Annotated in this window: 28 protein-coding genes; 14 read left to right on the forward strand and 14 right to left on the reverse strand. The window is 67.7% G+C overall.

Annotated features, from left to right (window positions below; all coding sequences use genetic code 11):
• Window positions 1-92 precede the first annotated feature (92 nt).
• Complete coding sequence (locus tag RKE25_RS15815; RefSeq protein WP_311839052.1) at window positions 93-1,085, reverse strand: LLM class flavin-dependent oxidoreductase; 993 nt, start codon at window positions 1,083-1,085, stop codon at window positions 93-95.
• A 180-nt stretch (window positions 1,086-1,265) separates the two neighbouring features.
• Between RKE25_RS15815 and RKE25_RS15820 the strand changes: the two genes are divergently transcribed.
• The gene (locus RKE25_RS15820) at window positions 1,266-2,297 is read left to right on the forward strand and encodes an HDOD domain-containing protein (RefSeq protein WP_311839053.1); all 1,032 of its coding nucleotides are present in this window, start codon (window positions 1,266-1,268) and stop codon (window positions 2,295-2,297) included.
• Window positions 2,298-2,306: 9 nt separating this feature from the next.
• Here the strand turns inward: RKE25_RS15820 and RKE25_RS15825 are convergent, their stop codons facing one another.
• The 3 genes from RKE25_RS15825 to thpR all read right to left on the reverse strand — a co-directional run bounded on the left by RKE25_RS15825 (window position 2,307) and on the right by thpR (window position 4,012).
• Window positions 2,307-2,522: an oxidoreductase-like domain-containing protein gene (locus RKE25_RS15825; RefSeq protein WP_311839054.1), complete on the reverse strand. Its 216-nt coding sequence runs from the start codon at window positions 2,520-2,522 to the stop codon at window positions 2,307-2,309.
• A 4-nt stretch (window positions 2,523-2,526) separates the two neighbouring features.
• On the reverse strand, window positions 2,527-3,297 hold the full coding sequence (locus RKE25_RS15830; RefSeq protein ID WP_311839055.1) for a methyltransferase: 771 nt from the start codon (window positions 3,295-3,297) through the stop codon (window positions 2,527-2,529).
• A 115-nt stretch (window positions 3,298-3,412) separates the two neighbouring features.
• Window positions 3,413-4,012 (reverse strand): RNA 2',3'-cyclic phosphodiesterase, encoded by a 600-nt coding sequence (thpR, locus tag RKE25_RS15835; protein WP_311839056.1) that lies wholly within the window; start codon window positions 4,010-4,012, stop codon window positions 3,413-3,415.
• A gap of 197 nt (window positions 4,013-4,209) precedes the next feature.
• Between thpR and RKE25_RS15840 the strand changes: the two genes are divergently transcribed.
• Window positions 4,210-4,707, forward strand: coding sequence for a hypothetical protein (locus RKE25_RS15840; RefSeq protein ID WP_311839057.1), 498 nt, complete (start codon window positions 4,210-4,212; stop codon window positions 4,705-4,707).
• A gap of 19 nt (window positions 4,708-4,726) precedes the next feature.
• On the opposite strand, the gene RKE25_RS15845 is transcribed toward RKE25_RS15840, so the two are convergent.
• Both RKE25_RS15845 and RKE25_RS15850 read right to left on the reverse strand, forming a co-directional pair.
• A complete protein-coding gene (locus RKE25_RS15845) occupies window positions 4,727-5,935 on the reverse strand; it encodes a multidrug effflux MFS transporter (RefSeq protein WP_311839058.1) in 1,209 nt (402 codons plus the stop codon).
• A gap of 204 nt (window positions 5,936-6,139) precedes the next feature.
• Complete coding sequence (locus tag RKE25_RS15850) at window positions 6,140-6,967, reverse strand: DUF3014 domain-containing protein (protein WP_311839059.1); 828 nt, start codon at window positions 6,965-6,967, stop codon at window positions 6,140-6,142.
• A 190-nt stretch (window positions 6,968-7,157) separates the two neighbouring features.
• On the opposite strand from RKE25_RS15850, the gene RKE25_RS15855 reads away from it, so the two are divergent.
• Together RKE25_RS15855 and RKE25_RS15860 are read left to right on the forward strand one after the other, a co-directional pair.
• Window positions 7,158-7,553, forward strand: a complete 396-nt coding sequence (locus tag RKE25_RS15855) for a biopolymer transporter ExbD (RefSeq protein WP_311839060.1) — start codon at window positions 7,158-7,160, stop codon at window positions 7,551-7,553.
• A 161-nt stretch (window positions 7,554-7,714) separates the two neighbouring features.
• Window positions 7,715-8,206, forward strand: coding sequence for a VOC family protein (locus RKE25_RS15860; RefSeq protein WP_311839061.1), 492 nt, complete (start codon window positions 7,715-7,717; stop codon window positions 8,204-8,206).
• A gap of 53 nt (window positions 8,207-8,259) precedes the next feature.
• On the opposite strand, the gene RKE25_RS15865 is transcribed toward RKE25_RS15860, so the two are convergent.
• From RKE25_RS15865 to dmeF, 3 genes are all read right to left on the reverse strand, one after another.
• Window positions 8,260-8,634 carry a hypothetical protein gene (locus RKE25_RS15865; RefSeq protein ID WP_311839062.1) on the reverse strand — a complete coding sequence of 125 codons (375 nt, stop codon included), beginning with the start codon at window positions 8,632-8,634 and terminating at the stop codon, window positions 8,260-8,262.
• Window positions 8,635-8,737: 103 nt separating this feature from the next.
• On the reverse strand, window positions 8,738-9,634 hold the full coding sequence (locus RKE25_RS15870) for a bestrophin family protein (protein ID WP_311839063.1): 897 nt from the start codon (window positions 9,632-9,634) through the stop codon (window positions 8,738-8,740).
• Window positions 9,631-10,677, reverse strand: coding sequence for a CDF family Co(II)/Ni(II) efflux transporter DmeF (dmeF, locus tag RKE25_RS15875; protein WP_311839064.1), 1,047 nt, complete (start codon window positions 10,675-10,677; stop codon window positions 9,631-9,633). Before dmeF ends, RKE25_RS15870 begins: the two co-directional genes overlap by 4 nt.
• Window positions 10,678-10,733: 56 nt before the next feature.
• Between dmeF and RKE25_RS15880 the strand changes: the two genes are divergently transcribed.
• Entirely contained in the window at window positions 10,734-10,997 is a 264-nt protein-coding gene (locus RKE25_RS15880) for a metal/formaldehyde-sensitive transcriptional repressor (RefSeq protein ID WP_311839065.1), read from the forward strand.
• A gap of 13 nt (window positions 10,998-11,010) precedes the next feature.
• Here RKE25_RS15880 and RKE25_RS15885 read toward each other — a convergent pair whose 3' ends face one another.
• Together RKE25_RS15885 and RKE25_RS15890 are read right to left on the reverse strand one after the other, a co-directional pair.
• On the reverse strand, window positions 11,011-11,379 hold the full coding sequence (locus RKE25_RS15885; RefSeq protein WP_311839066.1) for a hypothetical protein: 369 nt from the start codon (window positions 11,377-11,379) through the stop codon (window positions 11,011-11,013).
• Window positions 11,380-11,476: 97 nt separating this feature from the next.
• Window positions 11,477-11,818, reverse strand: a complete 342-nt coding sequence (locus RKE25_RS15890; RefSeq protein ID WP_311839067.1) for a zinc ribbon domain-containing protein YjdM — start codon at window positions 11,816-11,818, stop codon at window positions 11,477-11,479.
• Window positions 11,819-11,936: 118 nt separating this feature from the next.
• Here RKE25_RS15890 and RKE25_RS15895 point away from each other — a divergent pair, with 118 nt between their 5' ends.
• The 7 genes from RKE25_RS15895 (at window position 11,937) to RKE25_RS15925 (ending at window position 20,700) form a co-directional block, all read left to right on the forward strand.
• Window positions 11,937-12,263, forward strand: coding sequence for a GIY-YIG nuclease family protein (locus RKE25_RS15895; RefSeq protein WP_311839068.1), 327 nt, complete (start codon window positions 11,937-11,939; stop codon window positions 12,261-12,263).
• A gap of 563 nt (window positions 12,264-12,826) precedes the next feature.
• Window positions 12,827-14,011: a hypothetical protein gene (locus tag RKE25_RS15900; RefSeq protein WP_311839069.1), complete on the forward strand. Its 1,185-nt coding sequence runs from the start codon at window positions 12,827-12,829 to the stop codon at window positions 14,009-14,011.
• A gap of 40 nt (window positions 14,012-14,051) precedes the next feature.
• Window positions 14,052-14,945 carry a LysR substrate-binding domain-containing protein gene (locus RKE25_RS15905; protein WP_311839070.1) on the forward strand — a complete coding sequence of 298 codons (894 nt, stop codon included), beginning with the start codon at window positions 14,052-14,054 and terminating at the stop codon, window positions 14,943-14,945.
• A 158-nt stretch (window positions 14,946-15,103) separates the two neighbouring features.
• Complete coding sequence (gene aldA / locus RKE25_RS15910) at window positions 15,104-16,528, forward strand: aldehyde dehydrogenase (protein WP_311839071.1); 1,425 nt, start codon at window positions 15,104-15,106, stop codon at window positions 16,526-16,528.
• A gap of 20 nt (window positions 16,529-16,548) precedes the next feature.
• The gene (locus RKE25_RS15915; protein WP_311839072.1) at window positions 16,549-17,847 is read left to right on the forward strand and encodes an MFS transporter; all 1,299 of its coding nucleotides are present in this window, start codon (window positions 16,549-16,551) and stop codon (window positions 17,845-17,847) included.
• Complete coding sequence (locus RKE25_RS15920; RefSeq protein ID WP_311839073.1) at window positions 17,844-19,061, forward strand: mandelate racemase/muconate lactonizing enzyme family protein; 1,218 nt, start codon at window positions 17,844-17,846, stop codon at window positions 19,059-19,061. The genes RKE25_RS15915 and RKE25_RS15920 overlap by 4 nt, the downstream gene beginning before the upstream one ends.
• Before the next feature lie 13 nt (window positions 19,062-19,074).
• A complete protein-coding gene (locus tag RKE25_RS15925) occupies window positions 19,075-20,700 on the forward strand; it encodes a GMC family oxidoreductase N-terminal domain-containing protein (RefSeq protein ID WP_311839074.1) in 1,626 nt (541 codons plus the stop codon).
• Window positions 20,701-20,709: 9 nt separating this feature from the next.
• On the opposite strand, the gene RKE25_RS15930 is transcribed toward RKE25_RS15925, so the two are convergent.
• A complete protein-coding gene (locus tag RKE25_RS15930; protein WP_311839075.1) occupies window positions 20,710-21,906 on the reverse strand; it encodes a YncE family protein in 1,197 nt (398 codons plus the stop codon).
• A 49-nt stretch (window positions 21,907-21,955) separates the two neighbouring features.
• The gene (locus RKE25_RS15935) at window positions 21,956-22,771 is read right to left on the reverse strand and encodes a creatininase family protein (protein ID WP_311839076.1); all 816 of its coding nucleotides are present in this window, start codon (window positions 22,769-22,771) and stop codon (window positions 21,956-21,958) included.
• A gap of 189 nt (window positions 22,772-22,960) precedes the next feature.
• On the opposite strand from RKE25_RS15935, the gene RKE25_RS15940 reads away from it, so the two are divergent.
• Window positions 22,961-23,425, forward strand: coding sequence for an SRPBCC family protein (locus tag RKE25_RS15940; RefSeq protein WP_311839077.1), 465 nt, complete (start codon window positions 22,961-22,963; stop codon window positions 23,423-23,425).
• On the forward strand, window positions 23,409-23,762 hold the full coding sequence (locus RKE25_RS15945; protein ID WP_311839078.1) for a metalloregulator ArsR/SmtB family transcription factor: 354 nt from the start codon (window positions 23,409-23,411) through the stop codon (window positions 23,760-23,762). The genes RKE25_RS15940 and RKE25_RS15945 overlap by 17 nt, the downstream gene beginning before the upstream one ends.
• A gap of 973 nt (window positions 23,763-24,735) precedes the next feature.
• On the opposite strand, the gene RKE25_RS15950 is transcribed toward RKE25_RS15945, so the two are convergent.
• Window positions 24,736-26,073 (reverse strand): hypothetical protein, encoded by a 1,338-nt coding sequence (locus tag RKE25_RS15950; protein ID WP_311839079.1) that lies wholly within the window; start codon window positions 26,071-26,073, stop codon window positions 24,736-24,738.
• Window positions 26,074-26,342 lie beyond the last annotated feature (269 nt).

A 26,342-nucleotide genomic window follows, 5' to 3' on the forward strand; every position in this document is an offset into this window, starting at 1 on the left:
GGCGACCACCTCGCACCGGGTCCCGCCCTACGCCGCAATGACGAAACAGACAGCGCGACAGCCAACCGCAACATCAGCGCCAGCGTCCCAAGCTACGACGCCAACTCATCGCGCACCGCCGCCACCAACTCATACGACCGCCGCCTCAACCCATGCTCAAACACATTCGCCGTCACCATCAACTCATCCGGCCGATGCCGCGCGATAAACGCCGCCAAGCCCTCGCGCACCGAACGTGAATCCCCCACCACCGAACACGCCAGCGCGCGTTCCACGCCGAACTTCTCCGTCGGCGTCCAATACGTTTCGATATCGTCGATCGGCGGCGGGATCAACCCTGGCATGCCGCGGCGCAGATTGATGAAGCTCTGCTGCTGCGTGGTGAACAGACGCCGCGCCTCCGCATCGGTTTCCGCCGCCACCACATTGATGCCGAGCATCGCGTGCGGCTTCGCCAACCGGTCCGAAGGCCGAAAATCGCGGCGGTACAGCGCCAGCGCCTCGTCCATCGCGTCCGGCGCGAAATGCGAGGCGAAGGCGTACGGCAGGCCCAGCGCGGCGGCAAGACGCGCGCCGAACAGGCTGGAGCCCAGGATCCACACCGGCACGTCGATGCCCGCTCCGGGCACCGCGCGCACCGGCTGGCCGGGCTGCGCCGGCTCGAAGTACGCCAGCAGTTCCTGCACGTCTTCCGGAAAGGCGTCCGCGCTCTCGTAGTAACGACGCAGGGCACGCGCGGTCGGCTGGTCGGTGCCGGGCGCACGGCCCAGGCCGAGATCGATGCGGCCGGGATACAGCGAAGCCAGCGTGCCGAACTGCTCCGCCACCTGCAGTGGCGCGTGATTGGGCAGCATGATGCCGCCGGCGCCGACGCGGATGGTCGAGGTGCCGCCGGCGATGTGCCCGATCAGCACCGCGGTCGCGGCGCTGGCGATGCCCGGCATGTTGTGGTGCTCGGCCAGCCAGTAGCGGCGATAGCCCAGGCGTTCGGCCAGGCGGGCCAGGTCGAGACTGTTGGCGAAGGCCTGCGCCGGCGTGCTGCCCTGGGTCACCGGCGCCAGATCGAGTACGGAAAAGGGAATCATGGAACGTCCTCGCGGCGAAGCTCCCGATCTGGGGGCGGGCACGGCCTTTCCCACCCTGGCGCGGATGTGCCGGACGTAGCAGTACGGAACATCGGCACGGCGCCGGGCCTACAGTTTTTGCCCGGGTGGCCGATATCCCGTCAGGGGAGACCGCGTCGCGGTCGTGGGGAGAACATGACGATGTCCTGGCTGAGGCGTTTCTTCGCCCCCGCGCCCGCGCGGCCCATGCCGCGGGCTTCCTTCGAGCGCCCGGCGCCGCGGCCGTCCGCTCCGCCTGCCGCATCCGCCTCGCCCACCGAGCCATCGCTCGACGTCCTCGCCGAGCGCTTCCAGCGCTTCATGCTCGGCCTGCCGGACCATCGCGCGGAAGAGAACGCGGGCGAAACCGCCCTGCTGCGCCGGCTGCAGATCGTCGGCGAGCGCTTCGACGTGCGCAGCCTGCCCCGCCTTCCTGCCGTGCTGCCGCAACTGCTGCATGCGCTCAAGAACGACGACGTGGCCGGCGCCGAACTGGCCCGGCTGGTCGGGCGCGACCCGATGCTGGTGGGCGAAGTGATGCGGGTGAGCCGCAGCATCTACTACCGCACGCTGCATTCGATCCAGAGCCTGCAGCACGCGGTGGTCCTGCTCGGCCAGGACGGCCTGCGCCGCGTCGCCACCCAGCACATGATGAAGCCCATCCTGCAGGCCAGCGCCGGCGCGCACGGCCTGGTGGCGGGCCAGCGGCTGTGGGATCACGCGGAACGCTGCGCGCACGCAAGCGCATTCCTCGGCCGGTTCGCCGGCTGCGATCCGTTCGAGGCCTATCTCGCCGGCATCGTGTGCAATACCGGCACGGGCGCGGTGATCCACCTGCTGAGCCTGGAGGACGTCGTCTCGCCGGAAACGCTGAGCCCGATCTTCCTCGATGGCTGCGCCGAACTCGGCGCGCGCCTTACCCTCCGCGCCGCTCGCCACTGGGAGCTGCCCGGTGCGGTGATCCAGGCGCTGCGGGAACATGCCGGCGAGGATGCGTCCGAAACACCCTCCCCGCTTGGCCGGACACTGCAGGTCGCGCACGTCCTGTCCATGGCGCAGCTGCTGAGCGACCACCGCGTGATCGATGCCTGCTCCGATCTCAGCCAGGCCTGGCCGGGGCGTTTCGCGCCCACGCAGATCGCGCGCTGCCAGCAGGACCTGCAGCATCAGTTCGGCGCGGCCACGCGCGCCTGACGGCCGTGGTCAATCCGCGGGCGCTTCCGGATGGCGTTCGAGCCATGCGGCCAGCTCGGCCTTATAGCGGTCCAGCGCTTCCTCGTAGAGATCGTAGACGCAGGGCACGCAGCCTTCGCCGCAGCAGTCGAGGGCATCCGGCTCGACGGGCTTGAGCGGACGCGGGTCGGCGGGAGACGGTCCGGCGCCTCCCGCGGGCTGGCGGCTGTCGTCCCGATCCGTCAAAGGTTCATCCCGGTTTGCGGAAACGGTACACGAACTGGTCCGAGTGGCCGCGGATGGCCTTGTCGAACACTTTGATGTTGTGCGGATCGGCCGGGTTGCGCAGCAGGTCGCTCTCGCCGTCGAAGACGAAGCCAGCCGCTTCCACCTGCTTTTTCACGATGGCCGGATCAATGCGATGCAGCGTCTCGGTGTCGCGCATGCCGGAGCCCGCCTCCGCCACGTGGTCGACGATCACGTACAGGCCGCCCGGCTTGAGCGCGGCGAACACCTGCTTGTTGAGCACCGCCGGATCGATGCTGCCCATGAACTTGTCGGGATAGTCATGGTAGTTCTGCGAAGTGAACACCACGTCCACTGGCTGCGGCACGCTGAACTGGTTGCTCGGCTGCAGCAGCACGCTGACGTTCTTGTAGTGCGGCTGCGCTTCCAGCGCCTTGGACGCCTTGAGGTCGGTATCGGCTTCCTGCGCGTACTCGCTGGGCCATACGGCAAAGACATGCCCCTTGGCACCGACGGCTGCGCTGAATAGGCGGGTGAAATAACCGCCGCCGGGGATCAGGTCGACCACGCGCTGCCCGGTTCCAATCTTCGCGAAGGCCAATAGCTCGCCGCCCTTGCGGCGCGCGTCGATGGCGGCGTCGGCCTTGCGCGCCGGATCGGCAACCGCGGCGGCGATGTTCGCGGGCATCGCGCCGCCCGGTTTCTGGGGTGGGGCGGCACCGGCCGCCAGCGGCCATGCGAGAGCGATCAACGCAGCGAGAACGGTCTTAGGCATGACGGCACTCCGCGGCAGGTCGGGAGCGGCATTGTGCGCCCAAACGCGGCTCCGGGAGCCATGACCTTCGGCATTGCGCGATGGAGATAAACGCGATCAGAACAAATACGGCGGCTCAACCCGGGAGCCGCCAACTTTGCAGTGTCGTGTAATCGGCCTGGCCGACGATGCTGTGGATCAGCGCCAGTTGCTCCACGCGCCACGTCACCGGCCCGACCGGCCGCGGCGGCAGCATGTCGCTGCGGCTGTAGCCGAGCGTGACGTGCGGCGTGAACGTGCGCGACACCTGCCCGCCCTGCCCGGCGCGGATCAGGTGCTCGCGCAACGCCTGCCATAGCTCGCTCAGCGGCCTCGGCACCTCGTCCGAGCGCAGGACGCATGGCGGCTCGCGGCCGCGGAAGGTGGACAGGTTGTCGAGCGTCCAGTCGAAGGCGTGGGCGCGCAGCGCATCGCCGGCCTGCCGCGCGGCGCGCGCGATGTCCTCGCGCAGCATCGGATGGTCGCCCAGGAAATGCAGGGTGGCGTGGTAGCGCGACGGTGCCACCCAGCGCGCGCGGAATCCCGGCGATTCGCGCCTGAGCGCATCGGCGATGCGCGAGAAGGCGTCCCGGGTCGCCTCGTCCGGCATCAGTGCGAAGAACAGGCGATGGACCCGCGTCGGCCCGGCGGGGCCGCCGAGGAGATCCAGCTGAGGCGGGTCGAAGACGTTCGGCATCGTGACGGCAGGTTATAGACAAACGCGAACCTTAGCGCATCGTCGCCGGCAGGGCCCCACATGGCCGTAACAGGAACGCTACGCCACGGTTACCTTGGCCGGCGAACAATGCGATATGCACAGCTCCGAGTGCGCGGTGGCCAGGGCGACTGCCGCGCGCCGCCCGAGCGTACGCCGGATAACGGCGGGAGGTCGCCATGAAAACCCGTTGCGTCTTCAGCACGCCGGACCTGCAAGCCGCGCGTGCCGCCATGCGTGCCGCGCTGGATGCAGGCATCGACGACGAGGACATCTGTTTCGTCGCCCGCGACGACATCGAACTGGCGAAGATTCCCGATCACCGCATGACGGGGCGCACCGACTTCGTCCCTTCCGCCATCCGCGGCGTGGCCTGTGGTGGCGGTGCCGGCCTGCTGCTGGGCCTGCTTGCCGCGGCGGTGCCGCCGCTGGGTGTGACCCTGGCCGGCGCGGGTGCCGCGGCGGTGGCGGGCGCGGCGGTGGGCGGCTGGACGGGCGCGCTGATCGGCAGCGAAGTGCCGGACGTGATCCATCGCAAGTTCGGCGGCGAAATCGCCTCCGGCCACATTCTCGTCGTGCTGGACGGCAGCAAGGAACGGCTCGAACTCGCCGAGCCCGCGGTGGCACGTACCGGTGCCACGCTATTGCCGTTCCACGCCCACACCGCGCTGACGTAACGGCGGGACCGTGCCCCGCTCAGTCGGCCGCCGGCTCCGCGACGCGGTAGCGCCGATGGCGCAGCGTGACCTGCGCGAGCACCAGGGCGATCACCGAGCAGGCGGCGATGCCCGCCAGCATCGGCCGGGCCGTACCGTCGAGGAAACGCCCGACCACGCCGATCACGCACGCCCCCGTGGCGAACTGGATCGTGCCCAGCAGAGCGGAGGCCGTGCCGGCGATCTTGCCGTGGTCTTCCAGCGCCAGCACCGCCGAACTGGGCATCACCAGGCCGAGGAAGCCGTAGCCGACGAACAGCAGCGCCATCATCACGCCCAGGTTGTCCACGCCCGCCACGTTCAGCAGCAGCAGCATCACCATCACCACGCTGTAGCCGACCACGGCGGTGCGCACCAGCCGCGCCAGGCCGTAGCGCGCGCCCAACTTGCCGGTGAACTGCGCGGCGCCGATGAACGACACGGCATTCACCGAGAACGCCAACCCGTACAGCGTGGGCGACAGGCCATAGTGGTCGATCAGCACGAACGACGAATTGGCGAGATAGGCGAAGAAGCTCGCCACGCCGAACGAGCAGATGAAGACCAGCCCCAAGTAATGGCGATCGCGCAGCAGCGTACCGTAGGCGCCCAGCGCGGTGCGCAGGTTGCTGTCCACGCGCGCCTCGCGCGGCCGCGTCTCCTTCAGCGCGGTCGCCGCCAGCACCAGGCCCAGCACGGCGGCGCCGGCCACCGTCCAGAAGATGCCGCGCCAGCTCGCCAGGCGGATCACCAGGCTGCCGGTCAGCGGCGCGAGGATCGGCGACACGCTGAAGACCAGCATCAGCAGCGACATCAGCCGCGCGGCATCGTGGCCCGTATGCATGTCGCGCACGATCGCGCGCGGGATGACCATGCCCGCGCAGGCGCCAAGGCCCTGCACGAAGCGGAAAGCGATCAACGTGTGGATGTCCGATGCCAGCGCGCAGCCGATGCTGCCCAGCGCGAACACCACCAGTCCGAAGTAGATCGGCGCCTTGCGGCCCAGCATGTCCGACACCGGGCCGTATACCAGTTGCCCCACGCCCACCGCGGCGAAGAACGCCATCAGGCTCATCTGCGCGGTGTCCACGTCGGTGCCCAGCGCCTCGCGGATGGTGGGCAGCGCCGGCAGGTACATGTCGATGGCAAAGGGGCCGATGGCCGACAGCAGGCCCAGAATGAGCGCCGCCCCGAAGAACCGGGAATTCATGCGTCTGTTTCCTTGAAATCGAAAAGCGAGGAAGCCGGCGCGCAGCATCGGCGCCAGGCCCGTCCGTTCATCGCAGCGCGATGGCGAGGATGCCGGAGAAAGGACGAATTATTGAACCAACCAGTCTTGAAATACAAGCGCGGCGTTTGACGCGAGGTCGCGCCGCATTGCACGGCGCGACCGGTGCACTTTAGCGGAAGGCGCTCAGCGCCGCGCGGGTCCCTGCCCCGCCAGCGCGGCGCGGATCTCGCGCAGCTTCGCCTTCACCTTCGCCGCGTTCTCCGGGCCCAGGCGCAGCATCAGCTTCTGTCCGGCGGAAAGCTGCTGCAGGGACGGATCGACGAAGCGGTAGTACGTATCGGTGCGCACCAGGGCGACCGGCGGCGTGGCCTGCGGCGCGGCGAGCATGTCGTCGATGGCCACGATCAGGCGGTCGTTGAAGTAGCCATGCGGGTAGCCCAGATCCCGATAGGCCTGCTGGAACAGCGGGTAATAGCGGACGTACCACGCCACCGCCTTCTGCGCGTCCACCGCCTCGACCACGCGAAGGTACGGCGCGTAGCGCTCGGCATTGCGCGGCGACATCTCGATGCCGCCTTCCTGCTCGTCCACGGCGAACGGGCCGCGCGGCGTGCGCAGGGGCAGCAATCGCACGGCCACGCCCTGGCGCGGCAGCGCGTCGATGGTGGCGACGACGTGCGGGATGATCTGTTCGCGCAGCAGCAGCCCGGCTAGATCGCTTCCGCCCAGTTGCGCCAGTTCGTCGGCTACCGTGCCGTCGCTGCCGTCCAGCGCAGGCAGCGGCGCGGTCGAGGCGGATGCGGGTGCCGCGTCCGCGATGGGGTGGCGAATGACCGAAGACGCCACCGCGGGTGCCGCGCCCGTCGCTGAAGAAGCCGGCGCGGACGGCGCGGGTGCGGGTCCCTGCAGCCCCTTGCGCCAGAGATAGACGCCTGCCGCGATCGCCGCCGCTACCACGGCCACCGCCACGATCCAGGCACCGAATGAAGTCTGCCGATCTTTTCTCACCATGCTTTCCTCTTGCACTGCCAACCAGGTTGAGACTGGACGATGGCCGGATGGTTCATCCCGATGCGTGCGCGCTGGCCGCAGTTCCCCCCGTGGCGGCGCCGATGGCGGCCGCAGTAACCTGCAGCCGTCGCGGCAATCCCCCATCGGCCGCGGCGTCCCCCACATCGTTGCTTCGCCCAGGAGGAAGAACATGGCTTTCTCTGTCCGTGCCGAAAGCAGTGCCATCTCCAACATCAACGTCACGCCGCTGGTCGACGTGCTGCTGGTGCTCCTGATCATCTTCATGATCACCGCGCCGGTGGTGACGCACCGCACCCACATCGACCTGCCCTCGCTCGGCGGCAAGCGCAGCGCTCCCCTCGCCGAACCGATCCGCCTGTCGATCCAGGCCGACGGCTCGCTGTACTGGAATGACACGCCCGTCGACGAAGCGCAGCTGGCGACCCAGCTCGCCGTGGCCGGCCAGCGCGCCGAGCCGCCGCGCCTGATCGTGCGGGCCGCGGACGGCGCGGCCTACCAGGCCGTGGCCAGGGTGCTGGCCCAGGCCAAGGCGCAAGGGGTGACCGGCATCGATTTCGAGCAGTAGCCCGGCCCTGGGCCCGGAGGCGAGCGCTGCTCCGGGCCCCGCGCGAAATTTTTCGGCGCGCTTTGTCGATTCCCCGTTTTCCCGCTCGTCGTCTGCATGGAATGCCTCCCGGACGCCGGGATAGGCGTCCTTTCGACTATCCACGACTGAGGACTCAAGCGATGACCACCCGATTCCAGCGCATCACCCCCTTCCTGTGGTTCGACCAGCAGGCCGAGGAAGCGGCCAAGTTCTACGTGTCGCTGTTCGAGAACTCTCGCATCACGCACGTGGCGCGCTACACCAAGGAAGTGGCCCAGGCGGCCGGACGCCAGGAAGGCGACGTGATGACGGTGGCCTTCGAGCTGGACGGGCAAGCCTTCACCGCGATCAACGGCGGGCCGGTTTTCCAGTTCAACGAGTCGATCTCGCTGGTGGTGCATTGCCACTCGCAGCAGGAAATCGACCACTTCTGGAAAGGCCTTTCCGCGGGCGGCGCCGAGAGCCAGTGCGGCTGGCTGAAGGATCGCTACGGCCTGTCCTGGCAGATCGTGCCCGAGGAACTCATCCAGCTGATGACGGGGCCGGAACAGGACAAGGCGGCGCGCGCCATGGGCGCCGTGATGCACATGCAGAAGATCGACCTGGAGCAGATCCGCAAGGCCGCCGCCTGAAGGCGCTCGCGCGGGCGCGGGCGCGCGCGCGCGAAGGCTCTGCGCACCCCGCCTTACTGCGCGTGCACCCAGTGCACGTAGATGCCGTGTTCCTCGTCTTCGGCGCGGGTGCCCTTGCGCCCGTCGGCCACCACGCCCCAGATGCTGCGCAGGCCGGTCGGCGTCATGCGGTCGATGCGTACCTTCTCTTCCTTGGCGATCGGAAACTGGGTCTCCACCACCAGTGCCTGCCCGCGCTCCCATACCAGCAGCGCTGGCCGGCCGCCGCCGGCGCCCCAGCCGATGTGGATCTCCACCTGCTGCGCGCTGAAGCTGCCGCGGTTGTCCAGCGTCCAGCTCTCGGAACGGTCGAGCAGCGCCTTGAGGTCCGGGTCGCTCCAGTCGACCTTGTTGGCGTTCCACTTGGATGGCGGCTTATGGAAGGACATGGCGTGTCACCCCGAAGTCAGTGACGGCGCGCAGCGCGCGCCGGCGTTGGGGCGATTGTGCCGGCTTCGAGGCGTTTTTGGGTGAACGGCGCCGCCGCTTCCGTCACAGCAGCACGAAGCGGTGGGCCGTCAGCGGCGGGGGCAGTTCCATTTCGCCCAGAGCTGCGCGCAGATCGCGCTCGATGAGGCGCGTCATGGCATCCAGCGGCAGGTCGTTGGGTTCGCGCCCGAACGGGTCCTGCAATTCGTCGCTCAATGCGTCCAGGCCGAAGAAGGTGTAGCTGACCAGCAGCACCGGCAGCAGCGTCCACCAACCCAGCGATCCAGCGAACGCGAACGGCAACGCCAGGCAGAACAGATGTGCCGTGCGGTGCAGCAGCAGCGAGTAGGCGAACGGCAGCGGCGTCGCCGCGATGCGTTCGCAGCCGCCCTGCACGTGGCCGATCTCCGTCAGCTGGGCTTCGAGCACCGAGTAATGGATCTCGCCAATGCGCCCTTCGTCCGCCAGCCGGCGGCATTGCAGCCCGATATCCGCCAGCACCGCATCGGTGGGATTGGGCAGGGTCTCCCAAGCGCGCGCCGCGGACCACGCCGCCACGCGCGGTGCGTCGGGCTCGCCGCGCAGGCGCGCGTTCAGCCCATGGGCGAAGCCGCACAGCGAGTAAAGCAGCTGGCGGCGGGTCTCCGCATCGAGCGACGCGGTCTGCCTGGCGAACGAACGGCTGGCGATGATCAGCTGTCCCCAGAGCTTGCGCCCTTCCCACCAGCGCTCATAGCAGGCGCTGTTGCGGAAGCTCATGAAGATGGACAGGGCAATGCCGATCAGAGTGAACGGCGTCGCGCTCAAGGGCGCGAACACCGCAGGACGCCAGCGCGCCAGCCACACCGCACCGACGCTCAGCGCCGCGATCACCACCAGCCGACCGGCAATGCGCGGCAGGATCGAGCCGCGCATCGCGAACAGGATGTCGTAGAGACTCGGGCGCTCGCGCACGATCATGGCGCGCAACGCTCCGCGCGGACATCCGCGCCCACCGGTACGAAGGCGAATGGCAGGCTTCCCGCTTCCGCGATCTCCACCGTCACGTGCGCCAGCTCCTCATGCACCGCCAGGCGTCCGCGCACCGCCGCCGCATTCAGCGGCCGCGCGCTCACCAGGGCCAGGATGCAAGCGTAGCGCCCTTTGCCCACCCGCCACACATGCAGGTCGCTGATAGCGGTATAGGGAAAGTGTTCCGCCACCACCTCGCGCACTTCCTGGACCACCGGCGCGTCCATGTCCGCATCCAGCAGCACCTTCCCGGATTGCCGCAACAGGCCGACCGCCCAGTTCGCCACCAGCGCCGCACCCACGATGCCCATGGCCGGATCGAGCCAGCGCGCGCCGAAGTACTTGCCGCCGAGCAGCGCCAGGATCGCAAGCACCGACGTGGCCGCGTCCGCGATGACGTGCAGGTAGGCCGAACGCAGGTTGATGTCGTGGTGATGGTGGCCGTGCTCGTGGTGGTGCTCGTGATGACGATGCGCACCATGATGACCATGGCCATGATGATCGCGGCCGTGATGATCGTGGGCATGACCGTGGTGGCCATCACGCAACAGCCAGGCGCACAGCAGGTTGACGAACAAGCCGAGGACCGCGATGGCGATCGCCTCGTCGTAGTGGATCGCGCTCGGCGCGAACAACCGCTCTACGGACTGGAACAGCATCAGCGCCGCGACCACCGCCAGCAGCAGCGCGCTGCTGTAGCCGCCCAGCACCTCGATCTTCCAGGTGCCGAAGGCGAAGCGCCGGTCCCCCGCCAGCCGTCGCGCCAGCGCATAGGCGCCCAGCGACAGGCCCAGGGCGAGCGCATGCGAACTCATGTGCCAGCCATCGGCCAGCAGCGCCATCGAATTGAGCAGGTAGCCGCCGGTGATCTCGACCACCATCATCACCGCCGTGATGACGGTGGCGCGCAAGGTGTTCTTTTCCGCGAGGGGATTGCCGTCGTTGAAACGGTGGTCGTGCACGTAGGGGGAGGCGTCGGGGGCGGCGTTCATGGCGACGGGTGGTTTAGGATACCCCCCCATACTATCCAGGCCTGATGGAGGACGCCATGGCACACGTCGCCGGCAACAAGAAGCAACTGGTGGCGCGCGTGCGCCGCATCGGCGGGCAGCTCGCCTCACTGGAGCGCGCCATCGAAGCCGACGAGGACTGCGGCGCGATCCTCCAGCTGGCCGCATCCATCCGCGGCGCCATGCAGGGACTGACCCTCCAGCTGATGGAGGGCCATCTGAAGGAACACGTCGCCGGCACGCGCCAGCGCGACCAGGAGCTGGAACCGGTGCTGGCCGTGCTGCGCGCCTATCTGCGCTGAGCCGTCGGGCGGCTCAGCGCAGATGCAGCCAATGCACCCAGGCGCCGGCTTCGCGGTCCTCGGCGCGAAACCCTTCGCGTCCGTCCGCCACCACGCCCCAGGCGCTGCGTACTTCCTCGCCGGCATAGCGGTCGATGCGCACGTGTTCGCCGACGGGGATCGGAAAGCCGGTCACGACCACCACGGCCTGCTCCCGCTCCCACACCAGCATGGCGGGGCGTCCGGACGAGGCGCCCCAGCCCACGTGCAGCTGCACGTCGCGCGGTTCGAACGTGCCGCGGTTGTCCAGCGTCCAGTCTTCGGTCTTCTTGAGGAGAGCCGCCAGGCGGTCGTCGTCCCAGTCGACGCGGTTGCCGGTCCAGCGGGCGTGCGGCTTGTGCATGGGAAGGTCGGGCTCCGGGCGGTTTCCCGCCCTATCGGCCGCTGCGCCGCTTTCTTTAGCGGCGGATCCGTGACGCGAACCGCAGCGCGGCCCGTATTCAGGCCTTGCGCAGGAAGCAGACCTTGAGCACAAGGCCCTTGATCTTGTCCGAATGACCTTCGATGTGCTCCGGATCGCCCTCGACCAGGCGGATGTTGCGGATCACCGTGCCCTGCTTGAGGGGGATGGAAGATCCCTTCACTTTCAGGTCCTTGATCACCACTACTGAATCGCCGGCCTGCAGCACGTTGCCGTTGACGTCGCGCACCACGGGGGCGTCCTCCTCCGCGGCCACGGCGACCATCGGCCATTCGTGGCCGCAGTCCGGGCAGATGTACTGGCCGCCGTCGGGATAGGTGTTCTCCATGCCGCAGAGCGGGCAGGCGGGGATGTCGGACATGGCGGGATTCCTGCGGTGGACGATCGCCGATTATAGCGGCCGCGCCGCCCCGCCCTTGGCGCGCATATCGTCGCGGCCTTGGCTACCATCGCGCCCAGCCCCGCCGCTGCCATCGCCCGTGCCGAACGCCGAACGCCCCTGGTTCCTTTACCTGATCGAGTGCCGCGGCGGCTCGTACTACGCGGGCATCACCAACGACGTCGATGCCCGCTACCGCGCCCATGCCGAGGGCAAGGGCGCGCGCTACACGCGCTCGCATCCGCCGCTGCGGCTGCTGGGCGCGCGCGCCTATCCGGACCGCGCCGCCGCCTCGCGCGCGGAGTGGGCGATCAAGCAGCTGCCCAAGGGCAAGAAGCTGGCCTTCCTGGACGGCGACGGCGAGGACGCCACCGGAAGCAAGAGGGCCGCCCTGCTTCCGGTCGAAAAGCTCCCCATCGGCGACTGAGGCAAGCCCGGTGAAACGCCCGGCCAGGACGTAGAGCGCGACGCGCCGGCGCTGTGCCCGACCTTCACCAGGACATTGCGACCGGTCTCATCGAGCGCCAGGCGCGCATATCGCTCCGGCTTCACCGGCAACTTGCCGGAGGCGTTCGTCCCGCCCACCGTGGGCAATGTGTTCGCCTGGCCCGAGAAGTCGCGGCGGTCTTCGGTGCCGTCGCGGTGGCGGCGTCCGGCTCGTCGCTAGAGCCACCGATCGACAAGGCGTACGGCAACCCTTGCAGCCGCGACGTCGACGCATTCCGCGCGGGAAATCTCTATCGATTGGAGAAGTCTTATCGCCGTCGCCCGTGCACCCGTACGCGCCTTGACCACCGATAGTTGACATATCCGATAGGAACCACTCCTGTTTTCTTCGGCTGCAGTTTGTACTCCTACGAATTGCATCGACCTGCGCGGATTTCGCCTTGTCGCTGGCCGTGGCGCGTGGAATAACGCCGAGCCACTTCGTCAACGCCGTGCAGTCGCCTTCGCCCTCCCCACGCGCGGCCCAGCCAGGAACGATTACCGATGGCTCGAGCCACACGCTCTCACCTCGCCCTGTTTCCGCGTGCCCTGCTTCCGCTGGCAGCGATATTCGCCACGCATGCCGCTTCCGCCGTGCAGATCAACGACCAACTCCAGCTCGGCGGCGCTTTGCGCGGGCGCCTGGATCACGATGCAAAGCGCGATATCGACGAGGCGGGCTTCGATACGTTGATGCTCAGCGGCGCCTACGACGATGGGCAATGGAGCGCCGCCGCACGCTACCGCTTCTATGGCGAGGCTTTTCCCTATCACTACGTCCGCTTCGGCAAATTGCGTTTCACTGAGTACGCATGGGTCGTCTGGCGCCCCGACGACAACCGGCAGTGGCAGTTCGGCCTGCATCGCGTGCCGTTCGGATTGCAGCCCTTGTACAGCAGCAGCTTCCTGGGAACGCTGGGCAACGTCATCGGCCTGGAAGACGTCTCGATGCTCGGCGTGTCCTACACGCAAGAGTACGAAGCATGGAACCTCCAAGCCGGCTACTACGCGCGCCCCGCGTGGCCGGGACACGGCACCAGCCATGGCACGACCTATTCGGTGGTGATCACGCCGGCGGATCCCCCCGTAGAAGGCGGCAGCCGCGACGAAGAGCGCCACACCGCGGTCGTGCGCATCGCACGCCGCTTCGCCGCACACGGCTGGGAGGGCGAGACCGGCCTGTCGCTCTATCGCGGCCAGCTGCGCCACGTCGACACGGGTCGCAATGGCCTGCGGCATGCCTACGGCGTACACGCCGAAGCCAGGCGCGACCGGTGGGCGATCAAGGCGCAGTTCGCGCGGCAGCAGATGAAGCCGCGGCATGCGGACGGCAGCCAGACCGTCACCGTAGGCGCCTTCGACGGCACCTTCAACCTCGCCGCCCGCGGCAGCCTCTCGGCGATCGACGTCTCTTACGAATGGCCGGAAAACATCACCCGCGGACTCGCCACCCTGAAACCCTTCGTCAGCTACAGCCGCTTCGACAAATCGTCGCCGGGCTTCAAGCCGAGCCAGCGCCTGCTCGCTGGCATGAGCGCGAGCATGGGCCCGGTGTACGTAGCACTGGAATGGCAGATGGGCCGCAATGACCCTTACCTGGGCGGCAGCAGCTACACGCAGAGTCTCGCGCGCGGCGGCTCCGATCGCTGGAGCCGGCAGTTCTACGTCAACGTGGGCTATTACTTCTGATGCGCGCGGCATCCGCCACGCACGGGCCGGAGACCCGCGCATGAAGCGCCGACTGCCTCCGCTCAATGCCTTGAAGGCATTCGAGGCCGCAGCCGGACTGGGCAGCTTCACCCGCGCGGCGGAGCTGCTCAACGTCACGCAGGGCGCGGTGAGCCGGCAGGTGCGCCTGCTGGAAAGCCAGGTCGGCGAACCGCTGCTGATCCGCCATCACCACCATATGGAACTCACCGACGCCGGACGCGTCCTGCTGCGCGCGGTGCAGCAGTCCTTCGACCGCATCGAGTCCGCTGCGCTCGGCATCGCGCGCAAGCAGCATCTGGGCCGGCTGCGCCTCAACGCGCCGCCGACGTTCGCGCGGCGCTGGCTGCTGCCGCGGCTGGGACACTGGCACGAGCGCTGCCCCGACACCGATGTGACCTTGACCAGCCGCGTGGACGACGATCTCGCCACGTCGGCGGTGCTCGACGGAGCCATCCGCTTCGGCAACGGCGAGTGGCCCGAGCTGCGCTGCACGCGCCTCATGCACGAGCAGCATATTGCCGTATGCGCACCCTCGCTCGCGGCACGCCATCTCGGCCAGGTCGATCTGCGCCGCGTCCGCCTGCTGCACGTCCTTTCGGACGAATGGCAGCGCTACATGACCTGGGCGCACTGGCTCGACGCCGCCGGCATCGACGGCGTGGACCTGCGTGGCGGCGACGAGTTCGACCTGCTGGACCTGGCGATCCGCGCCGCCATCGACGGCCTCGGCGCGACGATCGCGGACCGGCGAATGATCGGGCCCGAGCTCGCTACCGGCCGGCTCGTGCAGATCGGCGACGTCGTCGTCCAGGGACACCAGTCCTATTGGCTGGTGACGCGTCCCGACCGCGGCGAGTCGGGTCCGATGGAGGCATTCAAACATTGGCTGGCGAACGAAGCCGCCACCGAGTGAGCGACAGGCGGCGGGCGCATGGGACATGTCCCAGCCATGCCTTTTTCTCATGACAAGGCTGCCAATTAATCGTTTGCGAACGCAGCGCAGCAACGCCAAAGCTTCGCTCCCGATCGCGGCGACGCCGCGCCATTGACCTCTCCGCCACTGCTCAGCCCATGCGTACAGAACCTTTGTTCATCGATGGCGAGTTCGTCGCCGCAGCCACCCACGATCCGATCGAAGTCCGCGATCCGGCGACCGGCAGAGTCGTGGCGCACGTAGCGTCGGCCACGCACGAACAGGCCCGGCGCGCGGTCGTCGCCGCCACGCGGGCGCAGGTCGCCTGGAGCCGGCTACCCTCGATCGAACGCGCCAGGCATTTGCACCGCCTGGTGGATGCACTGGCCACGCGGGCACCCCGCATCGGCGCCACCTTGGCGGTGGAATCCGGCAAGAGCCTGACGGAAGCGACCAACGAAGTGCTCTACGCGGCAGAGGTCACCCGCTACCACGCCGAATGGGCGCGCCGCATCGAAGGCGAAGTGATTCCCAGCGACAGCCGCGACGAGACCATCCTGCTGCAGCGCGAACCCATCGGTGTGGTCGCCTGCCTGATCCCCTTCAACTATCCGGTCTATACCTTGCTGCGCAAAGTCGCCCCGGCCCTGATCACGGGCAATACCGTGGTGGTGCGGCCAAGCGACCACACGCCCCTGTCGGCGCTGGAAATCGCCCGTGCGGCCGTCGACGCCGGCCTGCCGCCCGGCGTACTCAACATCCTGAGCATGCGCCACGACGTGGCCGGAACGCTCTGCACGCATCCGGCGGTGGGCATGATCACGTTGACCGGCAGCGTCGCCGCCGGACGCGCGGTACTGGAGTACTGCAAGGAAAACATTGCCAAACCCTCGCTCGAACTCGGCGGCAAGACGCCGGTGATCGTCGAGCCGGATGCCGACCTGGTGCAAGCCGTCGACGCCATCGTCGCATCCAAGACGACGCACTGCGGCCAGTTGTGCACCGCCGTGGAGCGGGTCTACGCGCACGCGAAAGTCCACGACCGTCTCCTGGCGCTCCTGCGCGAACGTTTCGCGGCCGTGCAGATCGGCGACCGTTCGATGGATCCTTCGCGCATGGGACCGATGGTCAGCGCCGCCGCGCGCGAGGCCATCCATACGCGCGTCATGTATGCCGTCGGCGAAGGCGCCGTGCTGGAAACGGGCGGCGAGCTTCCGGCGGGCCCTGGCTATTTCTATCCGCCCACCCTGCTCAGCGGCTGCCGGCAGGACATGGACATCGTGCGCGAGGAACTCTTCGGCCCGGTGCTGCCCGTGCTGCGCTACGACTCGCTCGACGAGGCGATCGCGCTCGCCAACGACCACCAGTTCGGCCTGTCCTCCGTGCTCTACAGCGAGAGCTACCGCACCGCGCTGCGCGTGGCCAACCGCATCGAAGCCGGCGAGCTCTACGTCAACCGCACGCCGGCCGACCCTTACCAGGGTTTCCATGCCGGCTGGAAGCGCTCGGGCCTCGGCGGCGACGACGGCAAGCACGGCATGCTCGAGTTCACCCAGACGCGGCTCGTGGTCATGAAGCACTGACCGCGCATCGAGGAGCCTTCATGAGATCACCGCAAACGATATCCGTCGCACCGGCGGCTCCTTCCGCCACCCGCCTCCTGCGCTACGCGCAACTCGCGCTGCTCGTCATCGCCGCAGGCGCGATCTACCCCATGCTGTACCTGCGCCAGGTCTACCAGAGCAGCATGCTCGAGGCCCTGCACCTGGACAATGCGCAGCTCGGCGTCCTCTATTCGATCCTCGGCAGCGCGTTCCTGGTCAGCTACCTGCCGAGCGGCTGGCTGGCCGACCGGATCGCGCCGCGCTGGCTCATCAGTTTCTCGCTCGCCGGTACCGGCTCGCTCGGCCTGTGGTACGCCACTTTGCCGGACTACGCGTCCCTGCTGGTCGTGTTCTGCGGTTTCGGTATCACCACCGGCCTCACGTTCTGGGCCTCGCTGCTCAAGCGGGTCAAGCTGCTCGCGACGGAGCACGAACAGGGTCGCTTCTTCGGCGTCCTCGATGGCGGCCGCGGCCTGATCGAAGCGTTGCTAGCCACCGTGGCCATCGCGCTCTTCGCCTACGTCACCGAGCGTCAGGGCGGTAGCCAGGCGGAAGGCTTGCGCGATGTGATCCACCTCTATGCGTACACCTGCCTCGCGCTCGGCGCGGCGCTCGCCCTGGTACCGGATCCGCGCCGGGGCGAACACGACACCGCGAACGACGCGCGGCCCGCCCGTACCAGCCTGCTCGCCGATTTCCGTTTCCTCGCCGGCAAGAAGGAACTGTGGCTGGTCACCGCCATCGTGTTCTGCGGCTTCCACTTCTTCTGGGCCACCTACAGCTTCTCGGCCTATCTCGAACAGGACGGCCTGGGCCTGAGCGCGACTGCCGCGGGAACGATCACCACGATCAAGCTGTGGATGCGCCCGATCGGCGGCATCGGCGGCGGCTGGCTGGGCGACCGCTACGCCAAGCTGGACGTGCTGGCGCTGGCGATGCTCTTCGCCGCGCTCGGCCTGCTCGGCCTCATCGCCCTGCCCGGCCCGGGGCGGATCGGCGTACTGATCGCGCTGGTGGTCTTCATCGGCCTGATGACCTACGCGATCCGCGGACTCTACTGGGCCGTGCTCGACGACTGCGCCATCCCCGCGCGGGTCACCGGGCTGGCCATCGGCATCGTCTCGCTTGCGGGCTACTCGCCGGATGTATTCCTGCCCCTGCTCAACGGCTGGATCACCGAACGCTTCCCGGGCCTGCCCGGCTACCAGATCTATTTCGGCTACGTGGTGGCCGTCGGCCTCCTCGGCGTCGTCGCCGCGCTACTGCTCAAGCGCATGCTCAACCGGAGGCCGTCATGAGGATCGTCTCGCTGGAAACCCATGTGGTCGCCGTACCGCCGCCGCATCTCGGCGGCATGTACTGGCTCTTCGTCACCCTCAAGACCGATGACGGCATCGAGGGTGTGGGCGAGATCTATACCGCCACGTTCCATCCCCGCGCGATGGTGCCGGTCATCGAGGATGTCTTCGAGCGCTATCTGCTCGGACACGATCCGCATCACATCGAGCGCTTCTTCCGCCAGGTCTATTCCAGCGGCTTCACGCAACGTCCGGACCTGACCATGATGGGCGTCGCCAGCGGCCTGGAAATGGCCTGCTGGGACATCGTCGGCAAGGCAGCGGGCAAGCCGGTCTACGAACTGCTGGGCGGACGCGTGCACGAACGGCTGCGTTCCTACACCTATCTCTATCCGGTCAACACGGCGGGCGAGTACGACTACGGCGACCCCGACCTCGCCGCCGAATGCGCCGCGCGCGAAGCGGCGCGCGGCTTCACCGCCGTGAAGTTCGATCCCGCCGGCCCGTATACGGCCTACTCCGGCCACCAGCTGTCGCTGGAAGTGCTGGATCGTTGCGAGACTTTCTGCCGCCGCATCCGCGAGGCCGTGGGATCGCGTGCGGACGTGCTGTTCGGCACGCACGGCCAGATGGTGCCGTCGTCTGCCATCCGGCTTGCGCAGCGCCTGGAGAAATACGATCCGCTGTGGTTCGAAGAACCGGTGCCGCCAGGCCAGGAAGAGGCGATGGCCCGCGTCGCGGACCACACCAGCATTCCCATCGCCGCGGGCGAACGCCTCACCACCAAGTACGAGTTCTTCAGGCTGCTGCAATCCGGCGCGGCATCCATCCTGCAGATGAACGTGGGCCGCTGCGGCGGCCTGCTGGAAGCCAAGAAGATCGCCGGCATGGCCGAGGCGTACTACGCACAGATCGCGCCGCACCTCTACAACGGCCCGATCGGCGCGGCGGCCAGCATCCAGCTGGCGGCATGCAGCCCGAACTTCCTGATCCAGGAAAGCATCGGCAGCTGGAACGGCTTCCACGCCCGCATCCTCAAGCGTCCGCTGCAATGGGAGGACGGCTATATCATCCCGTCGCGCGAACCCGGCCTCGGCGTCGAGCTGGACATGGACGTCGTGCGCGCCCATTCCCCCTACACCGGCGACCGCCTGCACCTGCAGATGGCCGCCGTGCCCGCCGACGTGAGCGATCGCTCGCCCGCGAAAGGCTGAAGGCAAGACGCGCATGAACGAACTCCCTCTCACCCACGACTACGTCGTCGTCGGCGCCGGCTCCGCCGGCTGCATCCTCGCCGCGCGCCTGAGCGAGTCGGGGCGCCATTCGGTACTGCTGCTCGAAGCCGGCGGCGCGGACGACGGTTTCTGGTTCAAGCTGCCCGCCGGTTTCGTGAAGCTCTACTACAACCCCGCCTGCAACTGGATGTACCGCAGCCAGCCGCAGCAACGCCTGGACGGGCGCAGCCTGTACGCGCCGCGCGGCAAGGTGCGCGGCGGTTCCGGCGCGATCAACGCCATGATCTTCGTGCGCGGCCACGCGCAGGACTTCGACGACTGGGCCGCCGCCGGCAATCCGGGCTGGTCGTTCCAGGAGGTACTGCCCTACTTCCGCAAACTGGAAACCCATCCCGCAGGGCATACGGACATCCACGGCGGAGACGGCCCCATCCACGTCACGCCCATGCGCGGGCGCACCCATCCGCTTTGCGACCGCTTCCTGGCCGGCTGCGACGAGCTGGGATATCCGCTCAACGAGGATTTCAACGGCGCGCAACTCGAAGGCGCCGGCATCTACGACATCAATACCCGCGATGGCCAGCGTTGTTCGAGCAGCGCGGCCTACCTCAAGCCGGCGGCGAACCGGCGCAACCTCAGGGTGGAACTGCATGCGCGCGCCGAGCGCATCGTGTTCGACGCGAACAAGCGGGCCATCGGCGTCAGTGTCGAGCAGCGCGGCAGGCGACGGACGTTTCTCGCCGCGCGCGAAGTCATTCTCGCCGCCGGCGCCGTAGACACACCCAAGCTGCTGCAACTGTCCGGCGTGGCCGATCATGACCTGCTGAAGCGCCACGGCATCCAGACCGTGCATCACCTGCCCGCGGTCGGGCGCCGCCTGCAGGATCACCTCTGCGCGAGCTACTACTACCGGGCCCAGGTGCCCACCTTGAACGACGAGCTCGGCACCTGGGCGGGCAAGGCGCGAGCGGGCTTGCGTTATCTGCTCTCGCGCACGGGGCCGCTGTCGGTGAGCGTCAACCAGGCGGGGGGCTTCTTCCGCGGCGACGAGCGGCAGGAACGTCCCAACCTGCAGCTCTACTTCAATCCGCTGTCGTACCAGATCCCCAAGCACGGCACGACCATCCGGCCCGAACCCTATTCCGGCTTCCTGCTGTGCTTCAACCCCTGCCGCCCGACCAGCCGCGGCACGGTGGAAATCGCGTCGGCCCGGCCCGGCGACGCGCCGCGGATCGACCCCAATTACCTCACCACCGAGCACGACGTACGCGAGGCGATCCAGGGCGGGCATCTCGTCCGCCGGATCATGAGCGCGCCGGCCCTGCGCGCCGTGACGGCGGATGAAATCCTGCCCGGCGGCGCGGTGCACGGCGACGAGGCCATGCTGTCGTACTTCCGCCAGAACAGCGGCTCGATCTACCACCTGTGCGGCTCGTGCGCGATGGGCCCGGACCCGGAACGCGCCGTGGTCGACGCCAGCCTGCGCGTGCACGGGCTGGAAGGCCTGCGCATCGCCGATGCGTCGGTGTTTCCCAATGTCACGTCCGGCAATACCAACGCCGCCACCATGATGGTGGCGGAGAAGGCAGCGGAACTGATCCTGCGGGATGCGCGCTGAGCCGAAGGCTCAGCGCATGATGCCGGTATGGCCCAGCGAGTAGCGGCCCGGCTGCGGCCACACGGCCAGGCCGTGCGGCTCGGCGCCGACCTTGATCTTGCGCACCGCACCGGTACTGGTGTCGAACGCATAGACCAGATCGTCATAGCGGCCCGAAAGCCACAGCGTCTTGCCGTCGGCGCTCACGTTGCCCATGTCCGGGCTGCCGCCGCCGGGGATCGGCCAGTTGGCGACCACTTCGCGCGTGGCGAAATCGATTACCGACACACTGCCCTTGTTGATGCCCTTCTTGTTGCCGCGGCGCTCGCCGTGCACGTGGTTGGAACCGCGGTTGGCGACGTACAGCTTGGTGCCGTCGCGACTCGGATACAGACCGTGCGTACCGATGCCCGTCTTGACGAAGCCGATCTTGGTGAAGCTGTCGCCGTCCACCAGGAAGACACCGTCGGCCATCATGTCGGCCACGTAGAACACCTTGCCGTCGGGCGAGACGCGGATGTCCTGCGGCATGCCCTTCTTGTCCAGGTCGAGATAGCCCAGCACCTTGCGGTTGACCATGTCGATCTTGACCAGCTTGCCGCCGAACTCGCAGGTGAAGATGGCGTAGCGGCCGTCGATGGAGAAGTCGGCGTGGTTGATGCCCTTGCACTCCGGCGCATCCAGCTTGCTGCGCAGCTGCATGGTGTGCGCGTCGCGGAAGTCGAGCCGCGCATGCGCCTCGGCCACCACGATGGCCTCCTTGCCGTCCGGGGTGAAGTACATGTTGTACGGGTCGTCCACTTCGACCGCCTTGCCGGTCTTGCCGGTCTTCGGATCGATCGGCGTCAGGCTGCCGTCGCTGCGGCCCTCGGCGTTGTTGGTCACCCACAGCGTCTGCAGGTCCCACGCCGGCACCACGTGCTGCGGGCTGCGGCCTACCGGCAAGGTGTCGATCACCTTATAGGTCGCCGGATCGATCACCGACACCGTGTCCGAACGCAGGTTCGGCACGTAGATGCGCTCCAGCGCGCCCTTCACCGCCGGGCTGAAGTTGCCCGCGCGCGCTTCGGTATACATGTTCGTCGGATTGACCACCGCGGGCATGCCCGCGACGGTCTTCACCGCCGCCTGGGGCGCCGCCAGTGCGGCGGCGGAAAGGCCGAGACCGGCCAGCGCGGCGCTCGCGAGGGTGGCGAGCCGCGGGACGCAACGGGATCGAGACATCATGGGTAGTTCCGTTTTCTTCTTCGAGGGATGAGGGAAAAACCGGTCGCGGTCAGCGGCCGGCCGTGGCCTGGCGGATCGCTTCCACGGTCCGCGCAACGATAGCATCGACGCCGGCCTGGCCGAGCGCGGCACTGGAGCGCCGCGGGTCGCCGCCGAACACGCCGTCGACGGCGCCGAGCTTCGGTCCGTGCTGCAAGGTTTCCAGCCGCACCATTCGCGGCGCCACCGCCAGTTGCAGCGAGGTGTCGGCCAGTCCCGCGTGGGTGCCGATCTCGTCGTCGCGGAAGCCCTGCTTGCGCAGCATCGCGGCGAAGCCATCCGAGCTGGCCTGGTAGTAGGCGGCTGGCAAGACGGCGCGCAGCGGCTTGCCAGCCCAGGCTTTGTCCAGCTGCGCTACCACCCGCTTGAGGTCGCTCTGGTACCCACCGTGATCGCCGAGGAACACCACGTTGCGGAAGCCATGCGCGGCGAAGCTCTGTGCTGCCGAAACCAGCGTCGCCTCGAACGCGGCATCGGGAATGGTGATGGTGCCCGGGAATTTCATATGCCCCTGCGGCGGCGACACCGCGCCCTCCGGCACATAGGCCACGACCGGTGCCACCAGCGCATCGCCGAGGCGTTCCGCGATTTTTTGCGCCAGCCAGGCCGCGCGTGCGTTGTGCTTGCCCAAAGCGATGCCCGGACCGCTCTGCTCGGTACCGCCGATCGGGATGATGATGGTGGTCTTGCCGGCCTGCTGCGCGTCGCGCACCTCGGTCCAGGTCAGCTCTTCCAGCATCACGCTGCGCGGCACCTGGGCGAAACCTGCCTGCGCGGCGGACCACAGGAGGACAGCGGCGAGCGCGCGGCGAAACGGATGCTTCATCGGGAAAAATCGTAGCGGGGGCGGAGGCGCGACACGTTATCACCGCGGCCGCGCTGGAACATGACTGGGATCAGGCGAAACGCGGCAAGTCGACGCGCAACCTTTTAGTTGCATTTAGCCCAACAGGCGGCCTAACATGCAACCTTAAAGTTGCACTTTGTCTTCCCCACCACGGCCACCGGAGGCCCCATGAACGCATCATCGACCGATCGCATCGAACGGCAGGTCCAGCTCAAGGCCTCACGCTCGCGGGTGTGGCAGGCGCTTGCCAACGCCGAGTCCTTCGGCACCTGGTTCGGCGTGAACTTCAAGGGCCAGCGCTTCGTCGCCGGCCAGTACACACGCGGCAACGTCACTTACCCCGGCTACGAGCACGTCGTGCTGGAGGCGCTGGTCGAACGCGTGGAGCCGGAGAGGTATTTCTCCTTCCGCTGGCATCCCTATGCCATCGATCCGAAGGCGGACTACGCGCAGGAGCCGACCACGCTGGTCGAGTTCCTGCTGGAAGAACACGATGGCGGCACCCTGCTGCGCGTGGTGGAATCCGGCTTCGATCGCATTCCCGCCGAGCGCCGCCAAGAGGCCTACCGCATGAACAGCGGCGGCTGGGAAAGCCAGATGGAGAACATCCGCAAGTATGTCGACCCGAGCTAAATCCCGCGAAGCCGCCGCCACCGCGCTGCAACGCACCGCCCCCGTCTTCGCCGCCCTCGGCGACGCCACCCGCCTGCGCCTGGTCGCCCTGCTGTGCGCAGGCGGCGCCATGTCCATCGCCCAACTCACCATCGGCACCGACATCAGCCGCCAAGCCATCACCAAGCACCTGCAGGTACTGGCCGACGCCGGCCTGGTGCGCGATGCGAAGAGCGGACGGGAACGACTGTGGGAGCTGGAACCATCGCGCATCGATGAGGCACGCCGGTCGCTCGATGCGATCGCAGCGCAGTGGGATGCAGCGTTGATGCGGTTGAAGGGGTTCGTGGAGGGGTAGCGCCAGGTGCGCACGGAGTAACGTTTCCGCAAGCCCCCCTCATCCCACCTTCTCTCCCACGGAGACTACCTTCGGGCCGCCCGGAGGGGAGAAGGAGAAGTGCGGTAACGCGGCAAGCAACCAACGACCAAACCAGAGCGAGCGAAGCGACGCTCCGCCATGCTCTTGATCTTCCGGATTCCCTTCGCGGCGGTGAGGGCTGGACGATCAGGCCGCGAAAGGTGGGCAGGGACAGGCGCTCGCCATTGCTGTGATGCATCGGCGCGGCTTCGTTGCAACGCTTTCGCGAGCACCCGCCCCTCATCCCGCCTTCTCCCCGGAGGGGAGAAGGAGAAGTGAATACCGAGGCAAGCAAAAACAAGAGCGAGCGAAGCGACGCTCCGTCGTGCTCTTGATCTCCCGGGTTCCCTTCGCGGCGGTGAGGGCTGGACGATCAGGCCGCCAAAGGCGGGCGGGGACAGGACGTCCCCGCCTTTTCGATTCGGGCATGGATGCCCGATCGAAAAGCCCGGCCAGCCCTCAACGCACCCGGAGCAGCGCAGGCTGCGGAGGGCGCCGCGCAGGGGGCCCTTCTTCTTGGTTACTTCTTCTTGGGCAAGCAAGAAGAAGTAACTCGCTCTCCGGCAGGAGAGCGAAATCCCTCGCCCCGCGAGGGGCGAGACCAGACTAGCGACCACGCTGCGACAATCGAGCGATATTCCTATTGGGTCCCGGCCCACGCCGGAATGACGAGGATGGGAGGACGAGGCGACCCTTCGCGCCCGTTGAGGTTTGCGGGCTACCCCAACCTACGCCACTGCGCGCTACGCACTCCGTCCGGCCCACGCCAGATAACCGCAATGAAAGAGTGCGAAGAAAAAACGCCCGCCAGCGATAACGAACCTGCCTCGCAGCACAACCGCTCCCCACCAAACCCAACCACCCAAACAAACACCCCTCTCCCCACAGGGAGAGGGATGCCCACACACCCTCCTCAGTGCACCTCATCCAAGCCCGGATCACGCGTCACCTTGAACACCTTCACCGGCTGCGGCACCGCATTCAGCTGCAACCGCTGCGTACTCGACTTCGTGCAGGCATTGCCGCCGTTGACGAACACGCCGCCCTGCTCGCACTTCCAGTCGTAGAAATTCTGCAGACCGGCTGCCAGCTGCAGGCTGTAGTCCGTGCTGAGCGCCTTGCCCGGATCGAACGGATGGCCCGCCTCCTCGTTCTGGAACCAGCGCATCCACTCCGGCGAACCCACCGGTGGCGGATTTTGCTGGAAGGTGGGATTCATCGGCGACACCGCGGGACTCTCCGCCGTCATGTGGCAGCTCATGCACGCGCTGACCGGATTGTCCACCGGGCCATTGAGCCGGCCGTTCCAGCCCAGATGCGTCGGCGGCAGCTCCTTGGTGTTCGCGTTGATCGCCGTCTCGCGCAGGTTGGGGTTGATCTTGGTCACCGACGGCTGCGGATTGGTGTACGTGTTGCCGTTGTCCTGCGGGTCGTTGCCCCACATCACGCCCACCGGCACCAGGTTCTCCCAGCTCGGCTTGCCGCTCACCGCACCGTTGTACTGGAACGTGCCGAAGATCCAGCCCGTGCCCGGCACGCGCGTGTCGCGCACGGCGAAATCCATCTGGATCAGTGCCACCTTGCGGATCACGCGATTGTTCGACTTGAACGTATCGGTGATGTACGCGTCCCACTGCACCGGGTTCTGCAGGAACGGCACCTGCGACTGCACGACGTCGGCGAACAGCGCCTTGCACACTACCGTGCCGTTCGGAAAGCTGTTCGGCCTGGAGGTGTAGTGCGGATCGGGGTTCTGCGGGTCCTTCCAGACCTGGCCGAAGGTGTAGCCGCCGAGGTCGTTGTAGATGCCCACCGCGTAGGTCTGGCCGGTGGTCGTCTGCGTCGGCGCCAGTTGCTTGACCTGGATCTGCGCCTCCTTGGTGAGGCCGTGGATGCCTTCGCGGCCGTCCGGCCCGTAGTGCTGCCACGGCGCGTGGTACCAGCGGCGCACCGGGTTCTTCTGCACCACCCAATCGGTCTCCACGTTGCCTTCCAGGCAGTATTTCTTCACTGCATCCACGTACGGACGCCACTTCTCGAAATCGTTCGTCAGCGGCTTCGGCAACTGGCCGAAGAAGGCCGGCGGCGTCGAGTTCGGCATCTGCTTGGGATAGTCCTGGCTCAGCTGGAACAGCTGGCCGGTGTAGTTGGGTGGCTTGTAGCCGAAGTCCGGGAAGGTGCCCGCATTCGCGGCGCCAGCCGCCATCACGAGCGCGGCCAGCGCGCCCCATGTCCTGCCATCGATACGCATGATCTGCTCCCTGTCATGTGAACCCCCTGGGCACGGGCCTTGCGCCCGAGCCTCCGTTTGTCCGGATGCAGCGGCCCCGGACCGGCCTCGTGCCGATCGCTCGCCGGCGACCTGCGTCGCCAGGAAACCTGGGCTGGGAGATGGTGTGGACGTGCCCCCTGTGGCGCCCCCCTGGCGCGGCGGCGGTAAGGTCGCGCCGGGCACGTGGAGGCGGCGTGATGCCGCCGCGCGGGCGAATCGCAGCATCTGCGAACGGACAGCGCTAGCCT

Origin of the sequence: Dyella sp. BiH032 (assembly GCF_031954525.1) — a bacterium.
Taxonomy (GTDB): Bacteria; Pseudomonadota; Gammaproteobacteria; order Xanthomonadales; family Rhodanobacteraceae; genus Dyella_D.

Bases quoted from the DNA above. Each gene is read 5' to 3' on its own strand.
- RKE25_RS15815 (WP_311839052.1), bottom strand. From the start codon at position 1,085: ATGATTCCCTTTTCCGTACTCGATCTGGCGCCGGTGACCCAGGGCAGC.
- RKE25_RS15820 (WP_311839053.1), top strand. From the start codon at position 1,266: ATGTCCTGGCTGAGGCGTTTCTTCGCCCCCGCGCCCGCGCGGCCCATG.
- RKE25_RS15830 (WP_311839055.1), bottom strand. From the start codon at position 3,297: ATGCCTAAGACCGTTCTCGCTGCGTTGATCGCTCTCGCATGGCCGCTG.
- thpR (WP_311839056.1), bottom strand. From the start codon at position 4,012: ATGCCGAACGTCTTCGACCCGCCTCAGCTGGATCTCCTCGGCGGCCCC.
- RKE25_RS15840 (WP_311839057.1), top strand. From the start codon at position 4,210: ATGAAAACCCGTTGCGTCTTCAGCACGCCGGACCTGCAAGCCGCGCGT.
- RKE25_RS15845 (WP_311839058.1), bottom strand. From the start codon at position 5,935: ATGAATTCCCGGTTCTTCGGGGCGGCGCTCATTCTGGGCCTGCTGTCG.
- RKE25_RS15850 (WP_311839059.1), bottom strand. From the start codon at position 6,967: ATGGTGAGAAAAGATCGGCAGACTTCATTCGGTGCCTGGATCGTGGCG.
- RKE25_RS15855 (WP_311839060.1), top strand. From the start codon at position 7,158: ATGGCTTTCTCTGTCCGTGCCGAAAGCAGTGCCATCTCCAACATCAAC.
- RKE25_RS15860 (WP_311839061.1), top strand. From the start codon at position 7,715: ATGACCACCCGATTCCAGCGCATCACCCCCTTCCTGTGGTTCGACCAG.
- RKE25_RS15865 (WP_311839062.1), bottom strand. From the start codon at position 8,634: ATGTCCTTCCATAAGCCGCCATCCAAGTGGAACGCCAACAAGGTCGAC.
- RKE25_RS15870 (WP_311839063.1), bottom strand. From the start codon at position 9,634: ATGATCGTGCGCGAGCGCCCGAGTCTCTACGACATCCTGTTCGCGATG.
- dmeF (WP_311839064.1), bottom strand. From the start codon at position 10,677: ATGAACGCCGCCCCCGACGCCTCCCCCTACGTGCACGACCACCGTTTC.
- RKE25_RS15880 (WP_311839065.1), top strand. From the start codon at position 10,734: ATGGCACACGTCGCCGGCAACAAGAAGCAACTGGTGGCGCGCGTGCGC.
- RKE25_RS15885 (WP_311839066.1), bottom strand. From the start codon at position 11,379: ATGCACAAGCCGCACGCCCGCTGGACCGGCAACCGCGTCGACTGGGAC.
- RKE25_RS15890 (WP_311839067.1), bottom strand. From the start codon at position 11,818: ATGTCCGACATCCCCGCCTGCCCGCTCTGCGGCATGGAGAACACCTAT.
- RKE25_RS15900 (WP_311839069.1), top strand. From the start codon at position 12,827: ATGGCTCGAGCCACACGCTCTCACCTCGCCCTGTTTCCGCGTGCCCTG.
- RKE25_RS15905 (WP_311839070.1), top strand. From the start codon at position 14,052: ATGAAGCGCCGACTGCCTCCGCTCAATGCCTTGAAGGCATTCGAGGCC.
- aldA (WP_311839071.1), top strand. From the start codon at position 15,104: ATGCGTACAGAACCTTTGTTCATCGATGGCGAGTTCGTCGCCGCAGCC.
- RKE25_RS15915 (WP_311839072.1), top strand. From the start codon at position 16,549: ATGAGATCACCGCAAACGATATCCGTCGCACCGGCGGCTCCTTCCGCC.
- RKE25_RS15920 (WP_311839073.1), top strand. From the start codon at position 17,844: ATGAGGATCGTCTCGCTGGAAACCCATGTGGTCGCCGTACCGCCGCCG.
- RKE25_RS15925 (WP_311839074.1), top strand. From the start codon at position 19,075: ATGAACGAACTCCCTCTCACCCACGACTACGTCGTCGTCGGCGCCGGC.
- RKE25_RS15930 (WP_311839075.1), bottom strand. From the start codon at position 21,906: ATGATGTCTCGATCCCGTTGCGTCCCGCGGCTCGCCACCCTCGCGAGC.
- RKE25_RS15935 (WP_311839076.1), bottom strand. From the start codon at position 22,771: ATGAAGCATCCGTTTCGCCGCGCGCTCGCCGCTGTCCTCCTGTGGTCC.
- RKE25_RS15940 (WP_311839077.1), top strand. From the start codon at position 22,961: ATGAACGCATCATCGACCGATCGCATCGAACGGCAGGTCCAGCTCAAG.
- RKE25_RS15945 (WP_311839078.1), top strand. From the start codon at position 23,409: ATGTCGACCCGAGCTAAATCCCGCGAAGCCGCCGCCACCGCGCTGCAA.
- RKE25_RS15950 (WP_311839079.1), bottom strand. From the start codon at position 26,073: ATGCGTATCGATGGCAGGACATGGGGCGCGCTGGCCGCGCTCGTGATG.